Genomic DNA, 15,563 nt, shown 5'->3' with positions numbered 1-15,563 from the left:
CCACTTCGATCGGGGACCGGGATGACTTCGCGGATGGGTAGCCTGAGCACGATCGAGGCATGGGAGCGCGAGGAGGGCGCCCCCGCCCCGCTTGGGGCGACCTGGGTGGACTCGGAGCAGGCATGGAACTTTGCGCTGTACTCGCGGGCCGCGAGCAGCGTGACGCTCCTGATCTACGGTGCCGATGATGTGGCCACGCCGATCCTGCAGGTCGCGCACGATCCTCTGGTGCACAAGACCGGCCGGATCTGGCACTGCATGGTCAGCGCCGCCCGCGTTCCCGGTGCGGCGTACTACGCCTACAAGGTCGATGGCCCTTCCGCAGGGCGCAACCACTTCGTGCCCGCCAAGGTGCTCTGTGATCCCTACGCGCACCGGCTGCACTTCCCCGACACGTTCTCGCGCGAGGCGGCGCGCGGCGACGGGCCCAACGACGGGATGACCGTGCTCGGCTGCCTGCCCCACGCCACCTCGGGCCAGGAGCCGGCACCGACAGCAGCGCCACGACACACGCACGACACGGTCATCTATGAAGCCCACGTCAAGGGGTTCACGGCTCGTGAGAACAGCGGTGTGGCGGCCGACCGCCGGGGCACCTTCAGCGCCTTGGTCGAGAAGATCCCGTATCTCACCGAGCTCGGGATCACCGTCCTCGAGCTGCTTCCGGTGCAGCAGTTCGACCCCCAGGAGGGCAACTACTGGGGGTACATGACGATGAGCTTCTTCGCCCCGCACCACCTCTACGCCGTCGACGACCCGGTGACCGAGTTCCGTGACATGGTCACCGCGATGCACGCCGCCGGCATCGAGGTGTGGCTGGACGTGGTCTACAACCACACCTGTGAAGGCGACCCCTGCGGGCCGACGTACAACCTGCGCGGAATCGACAACGACTCCTACTACATCGTCGCCGAGGACGGCTCGTACGTGGACCACTCCGGGTGCGGCAACACCACCCAAGGGGCCGACATTGCCATGCGGGCGCTGGTGCTGCGCAGCCTGCGGCACTGGGCCGAGCTGGGCGTCGACGGGTTCCGGTTCGACCTGGCGTCCATCCTGGCCCGGGACGCCGACGGAGCATTCGACCCGACTGACACCCCACCGCTGATCAGCGAGATCGGTGTGCTTGCCGCCCAACAGGACGTCAAGGTGGTGGCAGAGGCCTGGGACATGGGCGCCTACCTGCTCGGCCGCTCCTTCCCCGGCATCATGTGGCGGCAGTGGAACGGCCGCTTCCGCGACGACGTCCGGGGCTTCGTCAAGGGCGACGACGGCCTCGTTCCGGCGTTGATGACCCGGGTCTATGGCAGCGCTGACCTGTTCCCCGACGGGCCGGGCGACGTCTACCGGCCCTACCAGAGCATCAACTTCGTCACCGCCCACGACGGGTTCTGCCTGTACGACCTGGTGTCCTACAACGAGCGGCACAACGAGGCCAACGGCCACGGCGGAAACGACGGCGCCAGCGACAACCGCAGCTGGAACAGCGGGTGGGAGGGCGACGAATCAGTGCCGGATGAGGTTCTGGCGCTGCGCGTGCAGCAGATGAGGAACTTCTTCGCGCTGATGATGCTGAGCAACGGCGCCCCGATGATCGTGGCCGGTGACGAGTTCGCCAACACCCAGCGCGGAAACAACAACCCGTACAACCAGGACAACGAGACGACCTGGCTCGACTGGGACCGCCTCGAAACGCACCGCGACCTGTTCGAGTTCGTCAAGGGCATGATCGCGCTGCGCAAGTCCCGGCGCAGCATCGCCCGGAGCCGGTTCTGGCGCGAGGACGTGCAGTGGTTCGGCACCACCGGTGCGCCCGACCTGTCGGCAACGTCACACACCATCGCCTGGCACCTGTCCGGGGCGACCTACGACGAGGACGACCTGTACGTGATGGTCAACGCGTACTCGGCGCCGCTGGAGTTCACCATCCAGGTCCCGGGGTCCTGGCGGGTCCTGGCCGACACCAGTTCGAGCCGACCACCGGACCCATCCACCGCCGCCCCCACAGTCCCCCACGGTGCGCTGGCAGTGCAGGCCCGGTCCGTCGTAGTGCTTAGCGGCCGACCGGCCTGAACGGCAAAGGCCAGGACGTCCCGAGCGCGGACGGATGCCCAGTTGCGGGCGGTGAAGTGGGGCAGGTGTGGCGCTCTCTTTCGTGGTGGACCGGTCAGTGTTGGATCCGGCTGGTGAGTGCGTCGTTAGCGATGCGCCAGGACCGCGCCATGGAGGTGCCGCCATGGCCGTCACCTTCGTCGATGCGCAGCGTCGAGCCGTGCCAGCGACGGTGCAGCTCCCAAGGAGTCGCGGCGGGCGACGAGATGTCCCGCCTGCCGTGAATGAGCATGCCGGGGATGCCTTCGAGTCGGTGCATCTGCTCCAGGATCGGGGGATCGCAGAAGCCGTCGTGCGACCAGTAGTGCGTCGTGAGCCGGACGAACGCGTGCCGGAACCGTGGGTCGTCCCAGCGGGTGTCCCTCTTGAACTGACCGACGCCGATCGAGATGTGCGTGTCTTCCCACAGCGCCCACTCCTGTGATGCGGCCTCACGCACGGCGAGATCAGGGGAGTTCATCAAATGCGCGTAGGCCTGGACGAGCCGGCCATGCCCGCGCCGGTAGCCCAGTCCGGCAGCCTCGGCGTGGGAAGCGAGGCGGTCCCAGGCTTCGGGGAACACCGCCCGCATGCCTTCGGTGACCCAGTCCACCTCGCAACGGCTGGTCGTGGTGACGGCATACAGCACGATGCCGAGCACCCGATGCGGGTTTTCTTGCGCGTATGCCAGCGCCAGGGTCGAGCCCCACGATGCCCCGTTGAGGATCCAGGCGTCGATGCTCAGATGCTCGCGCACACGCTCCAGGTCGGCGATCAACTGCGTGGTCGTGTTGTCTGACAGCGAGACCTGCGGGTCCGAGGCATGAGGAACGGACCGGCCGCACCCTCGCTGATCGATCCCGACGACCCGGGTCCGGGACAGGTCGAAGCGGGTGCGGTACTGGCTCGTGCCCAGCCCGCCACCCGGACCGCCGTGCAGATACACGGCCGGCACCCCGTCGCTTGGTCCGCACTGTTCCCAGTAGACCGCAGCGCCACCGTCGACCTCGAGCATCCCGTCCGCGTCGGGGCCAACCAGAGCAGCCACTGGTCCATCACACCACGACCCCACCGCCGCGTGCTCAGCTCACCCCCACAGCCAGCAGTACACCCCCGCGGCTGGCTCGCGTACACCCGGACTCGTTGAAAGGCGCACCAGCTCAAGGCGTTGAGACGCACCAGCTCGGACCCTGGCCAGTGGCGGCACGGAAGACGCCTGTGGGGTCTCGTCTGGTGGGTCTCAGGGGGGACGCTGGCGTCTGGTGAGAGAAAAGAATGGAGGCGGCAGCCGCCTGGGTCGACGGTTGTGTGGAGGTGTCGGAAATGACTGGAACTCTGCAACGGCCCGTCGTCGCGAGCCGCGAGCGTGCTTATCTCGCTGCGGATGCGTTCCTGTACGCAGCGATGATCTACCTCGTCGTCGGGGTGGTGCTGGAGGGTATCGCCTACCTGTTCTCCGCCGGAGAGATGGGGCTCGGCGGGCTGGGCATGCCGCTGGCCGTCATCGGCGGCCCTCTCCTCGCGTGGCGGGTCTACGGCCGGCACTTGGGATGGCGCGAGCTCGTCGCGGCAGTCGTCGGAGCCATCCTCGGCGGTGCCGTGCTCGGGTTCGCGTTCTTCGCCCTCTTCGCCCTCACGCGCTTCATCCCGAGTCCCGTCCCGGAGGAGGAGGGGCCGTGGGGCAAGATCATCATCGCCGCGCTGGCGGTCGTGGCCTTCCTGACCAAGCCGGTCTTCGTGGCCGTCCGCGACCTGGCCGGGGTCAAGGAGCACGCGCGGCGTCACGGGCTCCGGCTCGCGGTCGTCGTGCTCGGCTTGATTGCCATCATCGCCAGCGTGTTCGTCGGCGGCGAGACGGCCGAGCTCGGCATCTTCCTGCTACTGCCGGCCGTCCCGGCAGCGGTCGCTGCGGTCGCCATGGACTGGAAGATGGCCTCAGCCGAGACGTGGCTCCCGACACCTCACCATTAGCCGCCTTGTCTTGTTGGCCACATCACACGGCCGAGGCAACGCCGTGGGTGTACCCCGGAAGTGGAGACCTCTCACAAGGGGGAGCGTCATGGTGAAGTTCCACATCGTCGATGAAGCGCTCCTGCAAGCAACTCCAGAAGAGGTCGAGCAAGCGTTCGCTGACGAAGCGGCCGGGCGCAGCAGCTGGTGGGCGCCGAAGGTGCAGGTGCGCACCCGAGACGGGCGTCTACCGCACGAGGTCGGCACGATCACCGACTATCGCGTGGCCACCGTCGGCCGTGCAGACCGACCAGGGGCTGCATGGTTCGCCACTCGCGTCACACGTAGCGAGCCGGGCCGGGTCGAGACGGAGTACTTCGACGGAGCCTTCCGGGGCCGAGCGGTCCTGACCACGGAACGGGTGGCCGATGGTCGAACCTGCATCCGCAACGACTGGCAGACAGAGACTCATGGCCTGCTCATGGGGATCCTGGCGAGGCTCCTGAACATCGGTGCGGGCCACTCACGTGTGATGCGGGAGGGCTTTGCGGGCATGGAGCGTGACATCGCCAGGAAACGCGCCACGTCATCCGCGTAACTCCCACCACCGTTTTCGACGGGAGGTTCCACTGTGTGCGTGACAGGACTATCCGTCACCGCAGCCGAGTTCCCGGCCCCGACGGACGATGCATCCGCGCAACTGAACGTCTGGAGACGGCTCACGGCTGCCCTTCGTTCCTCGGATTCCGGAATCGCTGGGAGGCGAGGCTGATGAAGAAGGTGTCCATCGTCACCGGGGGTGCATCCGGCATCGGACTGGCCCTCGGCACTGGGCTGGTGCAACGGGGATGGCATGTGGTGCTGGCGGACCTGCAGGAGGTCGCGGCAAAGCAGCACGGCGAGCGACTCAGCCGCATTGGTCCCGGCTCGGCCGTCGGTGCCCATGTCGACGTCCGCGACCCCGACGCCGTCGCACACCTCGTTGCGTCAACCCACCGCGAGCACGGCCAGCTCGACCTGATGGTCAACAACGCCGGCATCGGCATCGGGGGCGAACCCGAGGAACTCGAGCTCGTGCACTGGGACACCATCATCGACACCAACCTGCGTGGCGTGATCCACGGCTGCCACGCCGCCTACCCGGTCATGCTGCGGCAAGGACACGGCCAGATCCTCAACGTCGCGTCCACGGCGGGCCTGATTCCCAGCCCGGGACAGATGGCTCCCTACGCGGCCACGAAGTTCGGCGTGGTCGGCCTCAGTTATGCCCTTCGCGCCGCGGGCGCCGATCACGGGATCCGGGTCAGTGTGCTCTGCCCGGGGTGGATCGACACGCCCATGCTGGATGGAGCCTGGCCCCAAGACCTGCCCATCCCGCCCTCGATCGCCAGTTCACCGCCTCTTCGGGAGGGCCTCCTGCAGTCCGGGGCCCGCATCTACCCGGTCGATCGCCTAGCCGAGGATGCCCTGCGCGGCCTTGAGCGCGATAAAGCGGTACTGGTGATTCCGCGCGAATGGCACCGCAACTCAGTTCTCTTCCGCCTGGTGCCGCCACTGATTCAGGCGAAGGCGCTGGCGATGACTCGCGCGATGCGCACGACGGTCGGGCAGCGGACGCATCTCTAAGGATCAAACAGCCCGCCTGTACAACCCAGGCGCCACTGAATCACCGGTCGCCTTACCAGCTCGGCGAGCCAGGACTTGGCTGCGCTTCCTGCGCCACCGCGGCGACGTAGGGCCTGAACCAGGCGCGCGGATCCTGCACCAGCCGGGCGACACCCGGCGGTATGACACGTCCTCCTCGTGCCAGCGAGCGAGCGAGCCGCGCGATGTGCACGCGCCGGGCGCCGCCGCCGGGTCGCTCGCCGTGGCTGCAAGTCGGGGGGTACCGGTTCGCTCCGTCAACGTGTCGACCCGCGAAGGCACCCGAGGGGGATGGCTCTGCCTCAGCCGGACGTCGCGGCTCGCTCCATGGCGCGTTCGAGGGCGTTGGGGAACCGCTGTTGGAAGTCCAAGATCGCAACCCACTCAGGAGTGATGTACACACGCGTCATCTGCGGCGAGATGGGGCGCAGGTTCTCCAACCAGGCACGACCTGCCTGCTCGCCCTGCGTCCGCAGCGTCATCGCCTCGTACTCCGGGGCGATCCCGTCAACGACATCCGTGCGTACGCTGCCTCGGATCTGGAGCACGTTGTAGGGCATCGTGTCGGTGTCTATAGAAACGGCGACTTTGGCTCCATCGCGCAAAGCCTTTGTCTTTGGCGCATCGGTCGGAGTGCCGAGCACGAGTTCCGTCCCGTTCCAGTGGAACCCGATGGGCACCACTCGAGGAGTTCCGTCAGTCCAGACGTAGGCCAAGCGGGCGGGCGCCTTGGACCGCAACAGGCGCTGAGCCACGGGATGATCCAGTAACGCAAGGTCACCTTGTCGTGTCGTCATAGCCACTCCCGTCGCGAACCTCGACAGACCCCCTGCCCCTTCCAGATTCCTCTTGTCCGAGGTCGGGGTCAATGGTCGCCGGTTGATTCCACGGCTGGTCAGGCGGTCCGTTGAAGGGGTCGACCGGCGCGCTTACGTCCTCTGCCGGCGACACCTGTGGAGCCGGGCTGCTCGTGATCAAAGCTCATTTCCGTGCCTGCAGCGCTCGATGGGACGCGGCCGCATCTGGGGCCACGCATCGGGCAGCAGTCGTCAGCACCAGCGACCGCTCCGCGGCGCTGATACGCACTTCGATCTCGGCCCTTTGCCGCTGTGGGCCCGCTGACAACGTCGTGCTCTCGGACCTGTCGAGCGACATGCTGACCCCTGCGTCCGTGACCGGCGCAAGATGAGGTGAAACAACCGGCGCCCAGCAGCCATGAGGTAGGTGTGGACGACCAGCAACGGCACTTCGCCGCCGTCTTCGACGCCACCTACGCCGACCTCGTCCGTTTCGCCGCCCGCCGCGTCCCCAGACACCAGGCCGAAGACGTCGCCGCCGACGCGTTCACCGTCGCCTGGCGCCGCCACACCGACCTGCCCACCGAGCCCGATCAAGCCCGCGCCTGGCTGTTCGGGATCACCCGCCGACTCCTCCTGGCCCGCCACTCCCACGGCCAGCACCTGCCCACCGTCGCCCTGGTCACCGACCCGCCGGTGCCCGGCCACGAGGACACCGTCGTCGCCGCCACCGATCTTGCCGCCGCCTTCAACCGGCTCACCCCCGCCCACCAGGACGCCCTGGCCCTCACCGTGTGGGACGGCCTGACCGGAGCCCAGGCCGCCACCGTCCTGGGCATCACCCCTCTGGCGTACCGGCTCCGGCTGAGCCGGGCCCGCACCGCGCTACGCGCCCAGCTCCTGCCCGCAGCCACCACCCGCCCCCGCATCAGCCCCCCGCAAGGGAGCCGGCCATGACGTTGACCGACCAGCTCGCCGACCTTGACCCCGCCCGCGGCATCCCCGACTCGGTCACCGACAGCCCGGCTGCCCGGGACCTGCTGGCCCACCTCCTCGCCGACCAGGCCAGCAGAAGCGAGGAGAGCGGCATCGAACCCACTAGCGTCGACGAGTCCTCGAGTGAGCACCTCGAGCACCTCCCGCCCGCGCACCGGCCACACCGGGCCCGCCGCCGGTTCCTTCTCGCCGGCGCGGCCGCAGCCGCGCTCACCGCCGTGCTCACCGTGCAGACGTTGCGCCCACCGGAGGCCTACGCCACCTGGACCGCGACCCCACGCCCGGCCACCCCCGCCGAGCTGGACAAGTGGGGCAGGCAGTGCCTGGTGACCTGGGCCGTCGAGGACCACGACTTCAGCGTCCGCCTCGCCGAGGTCCGCGGCGACTTCACCTACATCGTCCTCGGCGCACCCGACGGCTTCGAGGCCACCTGCCTGACCGGCGCCTCCGGCGCCTCCGACGCCTCCGGCGCCTCCGACGGCTCAGACGTCCCGGACCTGTACGGCGTCGGCTTCCTCGCCCCGCTCAAGCAGACCCCAGCCACCGACGCCCTGGTCACCAACGGGGTGCGCGACTCCTTCAACAGCGACGGCTACGCCGAGGCCGAGGTCACTGGCAAGGCCGGCAGCGACGTCGTCGCTCTGACCTTCGACGGCGACGGCACCCCCGTGCACGCCACCGTGCAGGACGGGCACTTCGCCGCCTGGTGGCCACTGTCCGAACCGCCCGCCCTGGACGCCGGACTGAACCCGAACGTCACCATCACCCTGGCCGACGGCACCAGCACCACCCGCCCTATCAATGACTTCAACGTCATGCCTCGCTGAGCGGCCCCACGCGGCACGGAGGGGGTGCCGCGTGGGGCCGGGAACGCTCACGGCTACGGCTGCTGCTCGAGGGCCTACCCGCGCCACCCCCATGACGACCGGCACCGATCAACACACCAAGCTCGCAGCCAGGACCATCCAAGATCAGCCAGCAGTCGACTGGTCGGAGCACGGGGCGCCGACGAGACGCTGACAGCGGCGACGAAGGGCCCGGGCCCGCCGCGCGCTCGGCCCCAGATCAGTAAGGCGTTCAGGCGGCTGCTGCTGAGACGCAGCCCGAGTTGCATCGCTGCGCTGAGCGCCCACTAGGTACCGGACTTCTTCGTCGGCGCCGGGTAGGGGGTCTTGCCCTGGGCGAGGGCGTCGGTGAGCTGTTCGATGCGGCGGGTGCGGGTCTCCGGTCGCACTGCGGTTTGGATGCGATTGAGAAAGGCGAAGCGGTTTCGGCTGTCCAGCGCGGCGTAGACCTCGGTGAGCTCACGCGCTGCCAGGGCGGCGGCGAGGTCGTCCGGCACGACTGCGGTGGCCGGGCTGTCGTAGGCGGCGGCCCATCGGCCGTCCGCCTTCGCCCTTTCCACCTCAGCCAGGCCGGCGGGTCGCATCCGCCCCTCGGCGGTGAGTCGCTCGATGCGCTCGCGGTTGATCTTCGACCAGACGCTCTTCGCGCGCCGGGGGGTGAACCGCTGCACGTACCACTCGTCGTCGAGCCGCCGCGCGATGCCGTCGATCCAGCCGAAGCAGAGCGCCACATCCACGGCCCTCGTCCAGTCGAGCGACGTGACGCCGGCGCCCTTCTTGGCCATCCGAACCCAGACGTGCGTGGCGGTCGACGCGTTATCGACAAGCCAGGTCTCGAACGCCTTGTCGTCCTCGAAGAACACCGCGTCGGTGTGGACCATCGACATGTCGGCAGCCTACGGCCACGTGGTTGAGCATCTGGACGCCAGACGAGTCGCCCTGCCTGGCGCACAACAGACCCCTATCGGGCGGCGGTGGCGCTATGCCCGTGATCGGTCGGAGCGATTAGCGGCAGTGACGCACGTTGTGGATGTCCCGCACCGGTGGGACGTCTCGGCCGAGGTGAACGGCGATCCGGGCAGCAACTATCGGGCGCGGACCTTGTTGTTGCGTGGGTTGTGCTCGAGTTCGGCCAGGCGGAGGTGCTCAAGGAGCGGAGGCAGGTACATGCCGAACCGGCCCCGGTAGCCCCTGCGGAGCCCGTACCAGCCTCCGACGGGGTTGGTGTCGTCGCGTCCCCATGCCTCCACGGTGCCGGGCTTTGCGGGTTTTTGTTCGTCGGCGGCGCCGAGCTCGACCCAGTCGCCGTGCGCGGTCAGCATGGCGTGCAGGTCCTCGATGGCGCGTAGGTGGTAGCGCAGGGTCGTCGCCCCGACCACGCAGACCAGAGCCGGGGGGTCGGCGTCCGGGTCCCGGTGCATCTGATACTCCGACGTGCCAGGCGCCGTGGTCAGAACCCAGGGGTCCTCAGCGGTGCCGGATCTTCAGCCATCGCCGTCGTCCCTTCTCCTTTGGATGCCGCCCGGTCGCGCCAACGCCGCCCGCATTGCACCTCGACGGATCATCCCACCGTGGGTACGTCGCGGGGAATGCCGGCCGCGGGAGCAGTCGGGCGGTCCCGCGGCGGCGCTCACGGACGGCTCTGGCCGGCCCGCCGGCGGACGATCACGCGGCTGCTATGACGTACCTCGATGTTGGGCGCTTATCCCGATGAGCCCGCTGCTGGCCGAGCGCAACTGCTTGCAGCCTCCGAGGCTCCTTGCTGTGTCCGTGGCAGCGGTGATCTACCTGTCGCCCGGGACGGCATGCCCGAACTCGTAGGCGTAGATCACCAGTTGAGCCCTGTCCCGGCACTCCAGCTTGGCGAGTAGGTGGCTGACGTGCGTCTTCACGGTGCCGTAGCCGAGGTGCAGCCGTGCAGCGATGTCGTGGTTGGACAGGCCCTGGGCGACGGCGAGCAGGACATCGCGTTCCCGGTCGGTCAGCCCGTCGTCGTGCACCGTGGGGCGAGGGGCGGGTAGCGCGGCGAACCGTTCGATCAGCCGCCGTGTGATTCTGGGATGCAGCAAGGCCTCGCCGGCGGCCACCACCTCGATGGCCTCGAGCAGCTTGTCGGGTCGGATGTCTTTGAGCAGGAAGCCGCTGGCGCCCGCAGCGCAGTGCCTCCAGCACCAGATCGTCCTCGTCAAAGGTGGTGAGCACGACCACCCGGGTGCCCTGGCACGCGGGCTCCGCGAGGATCGCGCGAGTCGCCGCGAGCCCGTCGAGGTGCGGCATCCGCACGTCCATCAGGACGACGTCGGGCGAGGCGCGCCGGCACAGCGCTATCGCCTCCAGGCCGTTGCTGGCCTCGCCGATGACCTCGATCTCCGGGGCCGATCGGAGGAGGAGGACGAACCCGGCCCGAACCAGGTCCTGGTCGTCGACGACAGCGACCCGGATCATCGGGTGCCGCCAGCGGGCAGGGTGGCGTGCACCCGGAAGCCAGCGTCGTGCGTGCCGTACTCCACCGCTCCTCCGACCAGGCGGACCCGCTCGGCGAGGCCGACGAGTCCGTGGCCGGACGGGGTTCCCGATGGCGTCCTGGCCGGGCCGGGGTCGATGACCTCGAGGTCGATCATGTGGTCGATGGCCGCCACGGTGACCATGGCCGTCGACGCGGCCGAGTGCTTGATGACGTTGGTCAACGACTCCTGGATGACGCGGTACGCCGTCAGCGAGACGGCGGCGTCCAGCCCCGGAAGGGGGGCGCGCGAGAGCTCGATGTCGAGCCCAGCGGCCCGGACGTCGTCGACCAGCGCGGGGAGGTCAGCCAGGCCGTGAGTCGGTGGCCGGGCGCTGTCCTGGGTCTCCTCGCGAAGCATGCCGAGCATCGACCTGGTCTGCACGAGCGCCTTGCGGGCGGTGTCGGCGATGATCTCGAGGCTGCGCTGCGCGGCGGGTACGTCGCTGCGGATGACGTGGGCCCCCACCCCTGCCTGCACGGCGATCAGCGACATGCTGTGCGCGACCACGTCGTGGAGGTCACGGGCGATGCGCAGCCGCTCCTCGGCTACCGCCGCGTTGAGCTGGTCGCGCTGCTGCTGGCGTCGTGAGCGGATCGCGTCCCCGATGGCCCAGGCGGCTGTGAGCAGGGCCAGCGCCTGGAGGAGGTCGGACAGGCCGAGGTCTGGTACGTCGAGCAGCGCCAACCCCCCGAAGCACGCGACCCCGGCACCCAACCCGACCAGCGCGTCCCGGCGCTGTCCGTGGGCGGCCAACGAGTAGAGGCTGAACAGCGACAACACCGACAGCAGGCCGATGTAATGGTCGGTCAGGCTGACCACGAGAGCGCCCGCGACCATGACTGCGTACGACGCAACCGGCCGCCTGCGGCGCCAGGCCAACGCCCCGGCGGCCGCCAAGGTGGCGACCGCCGAGAGGATGTTCGGCTCCGCGAGCCTGGGATCGATGGTGCCCGGGTCGGTGCTCAGCAGCGAGGCCAGCGCGAACACAGCAGCCACGATCCCGATGGCTGGGTCGAGGTACGGCGACAGCCGCCGTGACGCCTCGACCCAGCCGGGCTGCGCCTTCATGGGGCGAGACTACGGCCCGCTGCCGGCACGAGCCCACGCGCTGTGGCCGTCGGCTCGCCCTTCGCGGCCGTGGTCCGCCACACCTGTGCCCTCAAGAGCAGTGCCCCGGCCGCCAGCACGCAGACAGCCAACGTCGCGAACCCGGTCTCCCCGGCGACGTAGGCCATGTTCCAGCCCGCGGACGCCACGACCGCCACGGCCCCCAGCTCGAACACGGTGTTGACGACGTTGTGCGCGATTGCGACGGGCCACACGGTCGCGGAACGCTCCCAGACCCAGGCGTAGAAGACGCCGCCCGCGGTGATGACGGCGACCGCCATCGGCGCGGCCACCCAGCGCGAACCGCCAGTGTCATACGTCGTCGCGATCAGGATCAACGGCAGGTGGAAGCAGCCGTGGAAGAACCCGGTGACGACTGCGGCCTTCCTCTTGCTGGTCAGCTGCTGGAACCGCGGCAGGAGGAATCCTCGCCACCCGATCTCCTCACCAACGATGATCGCGGTCCCGATCAGCGCGTTGATGAGCAGGTTGATCGCCCGTTCCGCTGTCGCGTCGGCCAGCCGGATGTCTGTCAGCTGTCCCGCCCCGATCACCAGCGCGGTGCCGTACGCACCCGCGACCAACACGAACGGAAGCGCGATCGCTGCCGGCCAGGCCCTCAGCCCGGCCCGCCCTAGACCGATGCCCCGCCACAGCTCACGCCTGCCCCCTTTGGGGATCATGGTGAAGGTCAGGGTGCCGACGGCCACCGTCGGCACCGCAACGCTGAGCAACAGGTTGATCTGCGCATCGGGCAGCCCGATCGCAATGGCGAGGGCCAGCGCGTACGCGATGCCCAGGAAGGCGACGATCTCGCGTCGCGGGTTCAGTGAGGTGGAGTTCATGGCTCAACAGTCGTCGTGGAGCCGGAGATGCCGCGTCTGGCTGAAGACCCCTCTTGGCTCTGTCTGGAGCTAGTGAAAGGAAGGGACGGACGTCCTCGAGTTCAGCCTCGTCGCGGCGGTGTGCCCGACGCGAGGTCAGTTCTCCAGGAGCAGCTCGAAGTCGAGTTCGTGCTCGATCCGCACTGCGGTGGCGACGACCTCGTACTCAGCGGTCCTTGATGTCCACCATGACCAGCCCGACGCGCCGACCCCAGCGTGACCAGGTAGCCCGCTAGCCCGGCGGCATCGACGAGCTCACCTCGGCGCACCACGGGCGTCGACGTCCACTCCTGCACGAGTGTCTCCGCCACCCACAAGCGATCACCCTGCGCGATCCTCCTGACCAGCGGATTCGAGTCTGACGCCACCCCACCATCATCCGCCGGCTCACGAGGTGCAGCCATCGCGCCGCGTGCACGTGCCGTCGTCAGGGAAGGTCGACAAGCGGCGAACTGCGCAGCTCTGACGCGCCGCGGCGGACACACGTTCGCCACCGTGCTGCGGTGGTCGCCGGGACCCGGGGGGCGGGGAGGTGTTGGCGGTCTCGGGATTCGGTCCTGGCTACGACTGGCTGTGCAACACCCGGTCCGACTGTGTCAGGCGCACCGTCGACTGGTCGAGGCAGGGCCCGTGGTGGCCTTCTCTCCCAGTTGAGTGCCCTGGGCCCTCCCGGTCATGGTCTTCAGCGGTTGCGCGGGGTCAGGCAGAGCGGAATCCCCCACCCTGGCACCTTGGCTGCGAGGGTGGCTGGCGACCACCTGGACGCCTGAGCCCGGAGGAGATGCCATGAGCAGTCACGACCAGCCCCCTACTGAGCACGGCCGGGACGAGCACGCCCGGACCGACCATGAGGGTGGCCGCGCGCAGTACCTGCGGTTCGGTCTGATGATCCTGACCTCATCGGTCGTGATGTACGTGGTCATGTACCTCAACACGTACTCCATCGACCACGTCTTCTGGAGCTGGACCCGGTTCTTCATGACGATGATGTCGGCCGCGACGATGACGGTCATCATGTTGGGCTTCATGCTCGGCATGTACCGCAACCGCACTGCGAACGCAGCCATCGCTGCCGGGGCGGTGGTGCTCTTCGGCGCAGGCCTGTTCCTCGTCCGCTCACAAGCCACCATCGGCGACGTCGCATGGATGCGCGCCATGATCCCCCACCACTCCATCGCGATCCTCACCAGCGAGCGCGCCAACATCGAGGACCCCCGCGTTCAAGAGCTGGCCGACGCCATCATCGAAGCGCAACGTAAAGAGATCGAGGAGATGAAGACCTACATCGAGGACCTCGAGTCGCGGTGAGAGCGAATCGGCGCTTCCGGGGCATCGGCCCTCAGGAGCTTGGCTCACGATCATGGGCCTGAACGGCTCGGAGGCGTCAGCTTGGCTCTCGGCGGTTGACGGCCTCCAGCAGTCGCGGGCCGCCCTCGACGACGACGACATCGGACCCGGTCTTGACGCCGGCCTCTTTCAGCCCCTGGAGAACGGCCCGCACCACCTCGTGCTGGGCGAGTCTGGTCTCCATCTGACGAGCGCCGGACCAGAAGCGCAGATCCAGCCGAACGGTCGCCGAACCCACCTCCTGGAGCAGGGCCTGCGGAGCCGGCTCAGGGAGCACGGCACCCACCGACGTCATGGCCGACTGCGCCGCGCCGACCGCGGCATCCAGGTCGCTGCTGTCGTCGATGTCGATGGTGAGCGTTGAGCGAACCTGCTCGAACCCGGTCTGGACCGTGACGATCTCGGAGTGCACCAGCGAGTTGGGGATGAGCACGAGCCGGCCGTCGAAGGTCCGCACCGCCGTGCTGGTCAGCGAGATGGCCGTCACGGTGCCGGCGACGTCGCGCACAGCGATCTGGTCGTCGACGCGGAACTTGTCCCGGGCCAGGATCACCACCCCGCGAACATGTTGCCCAGGACAGTCTGGAACGCGATACCGGCAGCGATGGTGATCACCCCGATCCCACCGAGCGCGTTGACCGGCCGCACGCTGGGGAAGACGACCGTCACCGCCGCCGCGAAGGAGAACAGCTGGGTGAGCGTCCGGGCCAGGGCGGCGAAGATGGCGCTGGCGCTGGCAGAGCGACCCCGCCACAGCAGGTACCTGCGGGTGCACCAGCCGAGTGCCCGGCTCAGCAAGTAGCCACCGGCCAGGATGGCCAGCCCCCAGGAAACGGCCTGCCAGCTGATCGCCGGCAGGGCCACCGCACCGTCGGCGGTGGCCAGGTCCAAGAAGGAAGCAGGGTGCATCCGTGGAGTCTGACATCGAACGTCGCGGGGCTCGTGGGCGCTCTTTCGCCAACGCGGCCCCGGGCGCGTCGAGATCATCGACTCCCACTGACCGAAGGAGGAACACCGATGGCCACCATCGCGCCCATCCACCCCGGGAGGTCCTCCTCGAGGACTTCCTCACCCCGCTGCAGGTGGCGCAGCACCGCATGGCCGTCTCCATCGGCGTCCCACCGCGTCGAATCAACGAGATCGTCCACGGCAAACGCCGGATCACCGCCGACACCACGCTCCGCCTGGCACGCTACTTCGGCACCAGCGACCGGTTGCGGCTCAACCCGCAGACCCGCTGCGACCTCGAACTCGACCAGGGCCACCTCGGCGCCGCCCTCGAGCAGATTCACCCCCTTCAGAGCGCCTGACACCCGGGCGTCACGCGGCGATGAGACACCCTGCCCGCCCTGTCATGCCTTATATGTGGGTGATCCGGGTGGTCACCGGCGCTCC

At 68.7% G+C, this 15,563-nt stretch carries 14 protein-coding genes and 3 pseudogenes; 8 read left to right on the top strand and 9 right to left on the bottom strand.

Annotated features, from left to right (window positions below):
- Window positions 1-33 precede the first annotated feature (33 nt).
- Window positions 34-2,073, top strand: a complete 2,040-nt coding sequence (locus ABD899_RS10500) for a glycogen debranching protein (RefSeq protein WP_345205510.1) — start codon at window positions 34-36, stop codon at window positions 2,071-2,073.
- 94 nt (window positions 2,074-2,167) lie between these two features.
- Here ABD899_RS10500 and ABD899_RS10495 read toward each other — a convergent pair whose 3' ends face one another.
- Window positions 2,168-3,106: an alpha/beta fold hydrolase gene (locus tag ABD899_RS10495; protein WP_345205507.1), complete on the bottom strand. Its 939-nt coding sequence runs from the start codon at window positions 3,104-3,106 to the stop codon at window positions 2,168-2,170.
- A 308-nt stretch (window positions 3,107-3,414) separates the two neighbouring features.
- Between ABD899_RS10495 and ABD899_RS10490 the strand changes: the two genes are divergently transcribed.
- The 3 genes from ABD899_RS10490 (at window position 3,415) to ABD899_RS10480 (ending at window position 5,667) form a co-directional block, all read left to right on the top strand.
- Window positions 3,415-4,062 (top strand): hypothetical protein, encoded by a 648-nt coding sequence (locus tag ABD899_RS10490; RefSeq protein ID WP_345205504.1) that lies wholly within the window; start codon window positions 3,415-3,417, stop codon window positions 4,060-4,062.
- Window positions 4,063-4,150: 88 nt separating this feature from the next.
- Window positions 4,151-4,639 carry an SRPBCC family protein gene (locus ABD899_RS10485; protein WP_345205502.1) on the top strand — a complete coding sequence of 163 codons (489 nt, stop codon included), beginning with the start codon at window positions 4,151-4,153 and terminating at the stop codon, window positions 4,637-4,639.
- A 173-nt stretch (window positions 4,640-4,812) separates the two neighbouring features.
- On the top strand, window positions 4,813-5,667 hold the full coding sequence (locus ABD899_RS10480; RefSeq protein WP_345205499.1) for an SDR family NAD(P)-dependent oxidoreductase: 855 nt from the start codon (window positions 4,813-4,815) through the stop codon (window positions 5,665-5,667).
- Window positions 5,668-5,987: 320 nt separating this feature from the next.
- Here ABD899_RS10480 and ABD899_RS10475 read toward each other — a convergent pair whose 3' ends face one another.
- On the bottom strand, window positions 5,988-6,440 hold the full coding sequence (locus ABD899_RS10475) for a pyridoxamine 5'-phosphate oxidase family protein (RefSeq protein ID WP_345205497.1): 453 nt from the start codon (window positions 6,438-6,440) through the stop codon (window positions 5,988-5,990).
- A gap of 471 nt (window positions 6,441-6,911) precedes the next feature.
- Between ABD899_RS10475 and ABD899_RS10470 the strand changes: the two genes are divergently transcribed.
- On the top strand, window positions 6,912-7,439 hold the full coding sequence (locus ABD899_RS10470; protein WP_345205495.1) for an RNA polymerase sigma factor: 528 nt from the start codon (window positions 6,912-6,914) through the stop codon (window positions 7,437-7,439).
- Window positions 7,436-8,305, top strand: coding sequence for a hypothetical protein (locus ABD899_RS10465; RefSeq protein WP_345205492.1), 870 nt, complete (start codon window positions 7,436-7,438; stop codon window positions 8,303-8,305). Before ABD899_RS10470 ends, ABD899_RS10465 begins: the two co-directional genes overlap by 4 nt.
- Before the next feature lie 305 nt (window positions 8,306-8,610).
- Here the strand turns inward: ABD899_RS10465 and ABD899_RS10460 are convergent, their stop codons facing one another.
- The 5 genes and pseudogenes from ABD899_RS10460 to ABD899_RS10440 form a co-directional block, all read right to left on the bottom strand.
- Window positions 8,611-9,210: a YdeI/OmpD-associated family protein gene (locus ABD899_RS10460; RefSeq protein WP_345205490.1), complete on the bottom strand. Its 600-nt coding sequence runs from the start codon at window positions 9,208-9,210 to the stop codon at window positions 8,611-8,613.
- A 198-nt stretch (window positions 9,211-9,408) separates the two neighbouring features.
- Window positions 9,409-9,792 (bottom strand): annotated as a pseudogene (locus ABD899_RS10455) (DUF6855 family protein); the annotation flags it as partial.
- A gap of 315 nt (window positions 9,793-10,107) precedes the next feature.
- A pseudogene (locus tag ABD899_RS10450) lies at window positions 10,108-10,768 on the bottom strand (response regulator).
- Window positions 10,765-11,898: a sensor histidine kinase gene (locus ABD899_RS10445; RefSeq protein ID WP_345205488.1), complete on the bottom strand. Its 1,134-nt coding sequence runs from the start codon at window positions 11,896-11,898 to the stop codon at window positions 10,765-10,767. Before ABD899_RS10445 ends, ABD899_RS10450 begins: the two are co-directional and overlap by 4 nt.
- Entirely contained in the window at window positions 11,895-12,782 is an 888-nt protein-coding gene (locus ABD899_RS10440; RefSeq protein WP_345205485.1) for a CPBP family intramembrane glutamic endopeptidase, read from the bottom strand. Before ABD899_RS10440 ends, ABD899_RS10445 begins: the two co-directional genes overlap by 4 nt.
- A gap of 825 nt (window positions 12,783-13,607) precedes the next feature.
- Here ABD899_RS10440 and ABD899_RS10435 point away from each other — a divergent pair.
- Complete coding sequence (locus tag ABD899_RS10435; RefSeq protein ID WP_345205482.1) at window positions 13,608-14,129, top strand: DUF305 domain-containing protein; 522 nt, start codon at window positions 13,608-13,610, stop codon at window positions 14,127-14,129.
- 76 nt (window positions 14,130-14,205) lie between these two features.
- On the opposite strand, the gene ABD899_RS10430 is transcribed toward ABD899_RS10435, so the two are convergent.
- Window positions 14,206-14,724, bottom strand: a complete 519-nt coding sequence (locus tag ABD899_RS10430; protein ID WP_345205480.1) for a mechanosensitive ion channel domain-containing protein — start codon at window positions 14,722-14,724, stop codon at window positions 14,206-14,208.
- The gene (locus tag ABD899_RS10425) at window positions 14,718-15,077 is read right to left on the bottom strand and encodes a hypothetical protein (RefSeq protein ID WP_345205477.1); all 360 of its coding nucleotides are present in this window, start codon (window positions 15,075-15,077) and stop codon (window positions 14,718-14,720) included. Before ABD899_RS10425 ends, ABD899_RS10430 begins: the two co-directional genes overlap by 7 nt.
- A 108-nt stretch (window positions 15,078-15,185) precedes the next feature.
- Between ABD899_RS10425 and ABD899_RS10420 the strand changes: the two are divergent.
- Window positions 15,186-15,478, top strand: a pseudogene (locus tag ABD899_RS10420) (HigA family addiction module antitoxin).
- The last annotated feature ends 85 nt before the right edge of the window (window positions 15,479-15,563 follow it).

Source organism: Fodinibacter luteus (genome assembly GCF_039541575.1).
GTDB lineage: Bacteria > Actinomycetota > Actinomycetes > Actinomycetales > Dermatophilaceae > Fodinibacter > Fodinibacter luteus.
This window is presented reverse-complemented; position numbering and strand designations above follow the sequence as displayed.

Excerpts from the sequence above, each read along its gene's own strand:
- ABD899_RS10490 (WP_345205504.1), top strand. The coding sequence starts at position 3,415 with ATGACTGGAACTCTGCAACGGCCCGTCGTCGCGAGCCGCGAGCGTGCT.
- ABD899_RS10465 (WP_345205492.1), top strand. The coding sequence starts at position 7,436 with ATGACGTTGACCGACCAGCTCGCCGACCTTGACCCCGCCCGCGGCATC.
- ABD899_RS10495 (WP_345205507.1), bottom strand. The coding sequence starts at position 3,106 with ATGCTCGAGGTCGACGGTGGCGCTGCGGTCTACTGGGAACAGTGCGGA.
- ABD899_RS10425 (WP_345205477.1), bottom strand. The coding sequence starts at position 15,077 with ATGCACCCTGCTTCCTTCTTGGACCTGGCCACCGCCGACGGTGCGGTG.
- ABD899_RS10500 (WP_345205510.1), top strand. The coding sequence starts at position 34 with ATGGGTAGCCTGAGCACGATCGAGGCATGGGAGCGCGAGGAGGGCGCC.
- ABD899_RS10460 (WP_345205490.1), bottom strand. The coding sequence starts at position 9,210 with ATGTCGATGGTCCACACCGACGCGGTGTTCTTCGAGGACGACAAGGCG.
- ABD899_RS10440 (WP_345205485.1), bottom strand. The coding sequence starts at position 12,782 with ATGAACTCCACCTCACTGAACCCGCGACGCGAGATCGTCGCCTTCCTG.
- ABD899_RS10445 (WP_345205488.1), bottom strand. The coding sequence starts at position 11,898 with ATGAAGGCGCAGCCCGGCTGGGTCGAGGCGTCACGGCGGCTGTCGCCG.
- ABD899_RS10480 (WP_345205499.1), top strand. The coding sequence starts at position 4,813 with ATGAAGAAGGTGTCCATCGTCACCGGGGGTGCATCCGGCATCGGACTG.
- ABD899_RS10485 (WP_345205502.1), top strand. The coding sequence starts at position 4,151 with ATGGTGAAGTTCCACATCGTCGATGAAGCGCTCCTGCAAGCAACTCCA.
- ABD899_RS10435 (WP_345205482.1), top strand. The coding sequence starts at position 13,608 with ATGAGCAGTCACGACCAGCCCCCTACTGAGCACGGCCGGGACGAGCAC.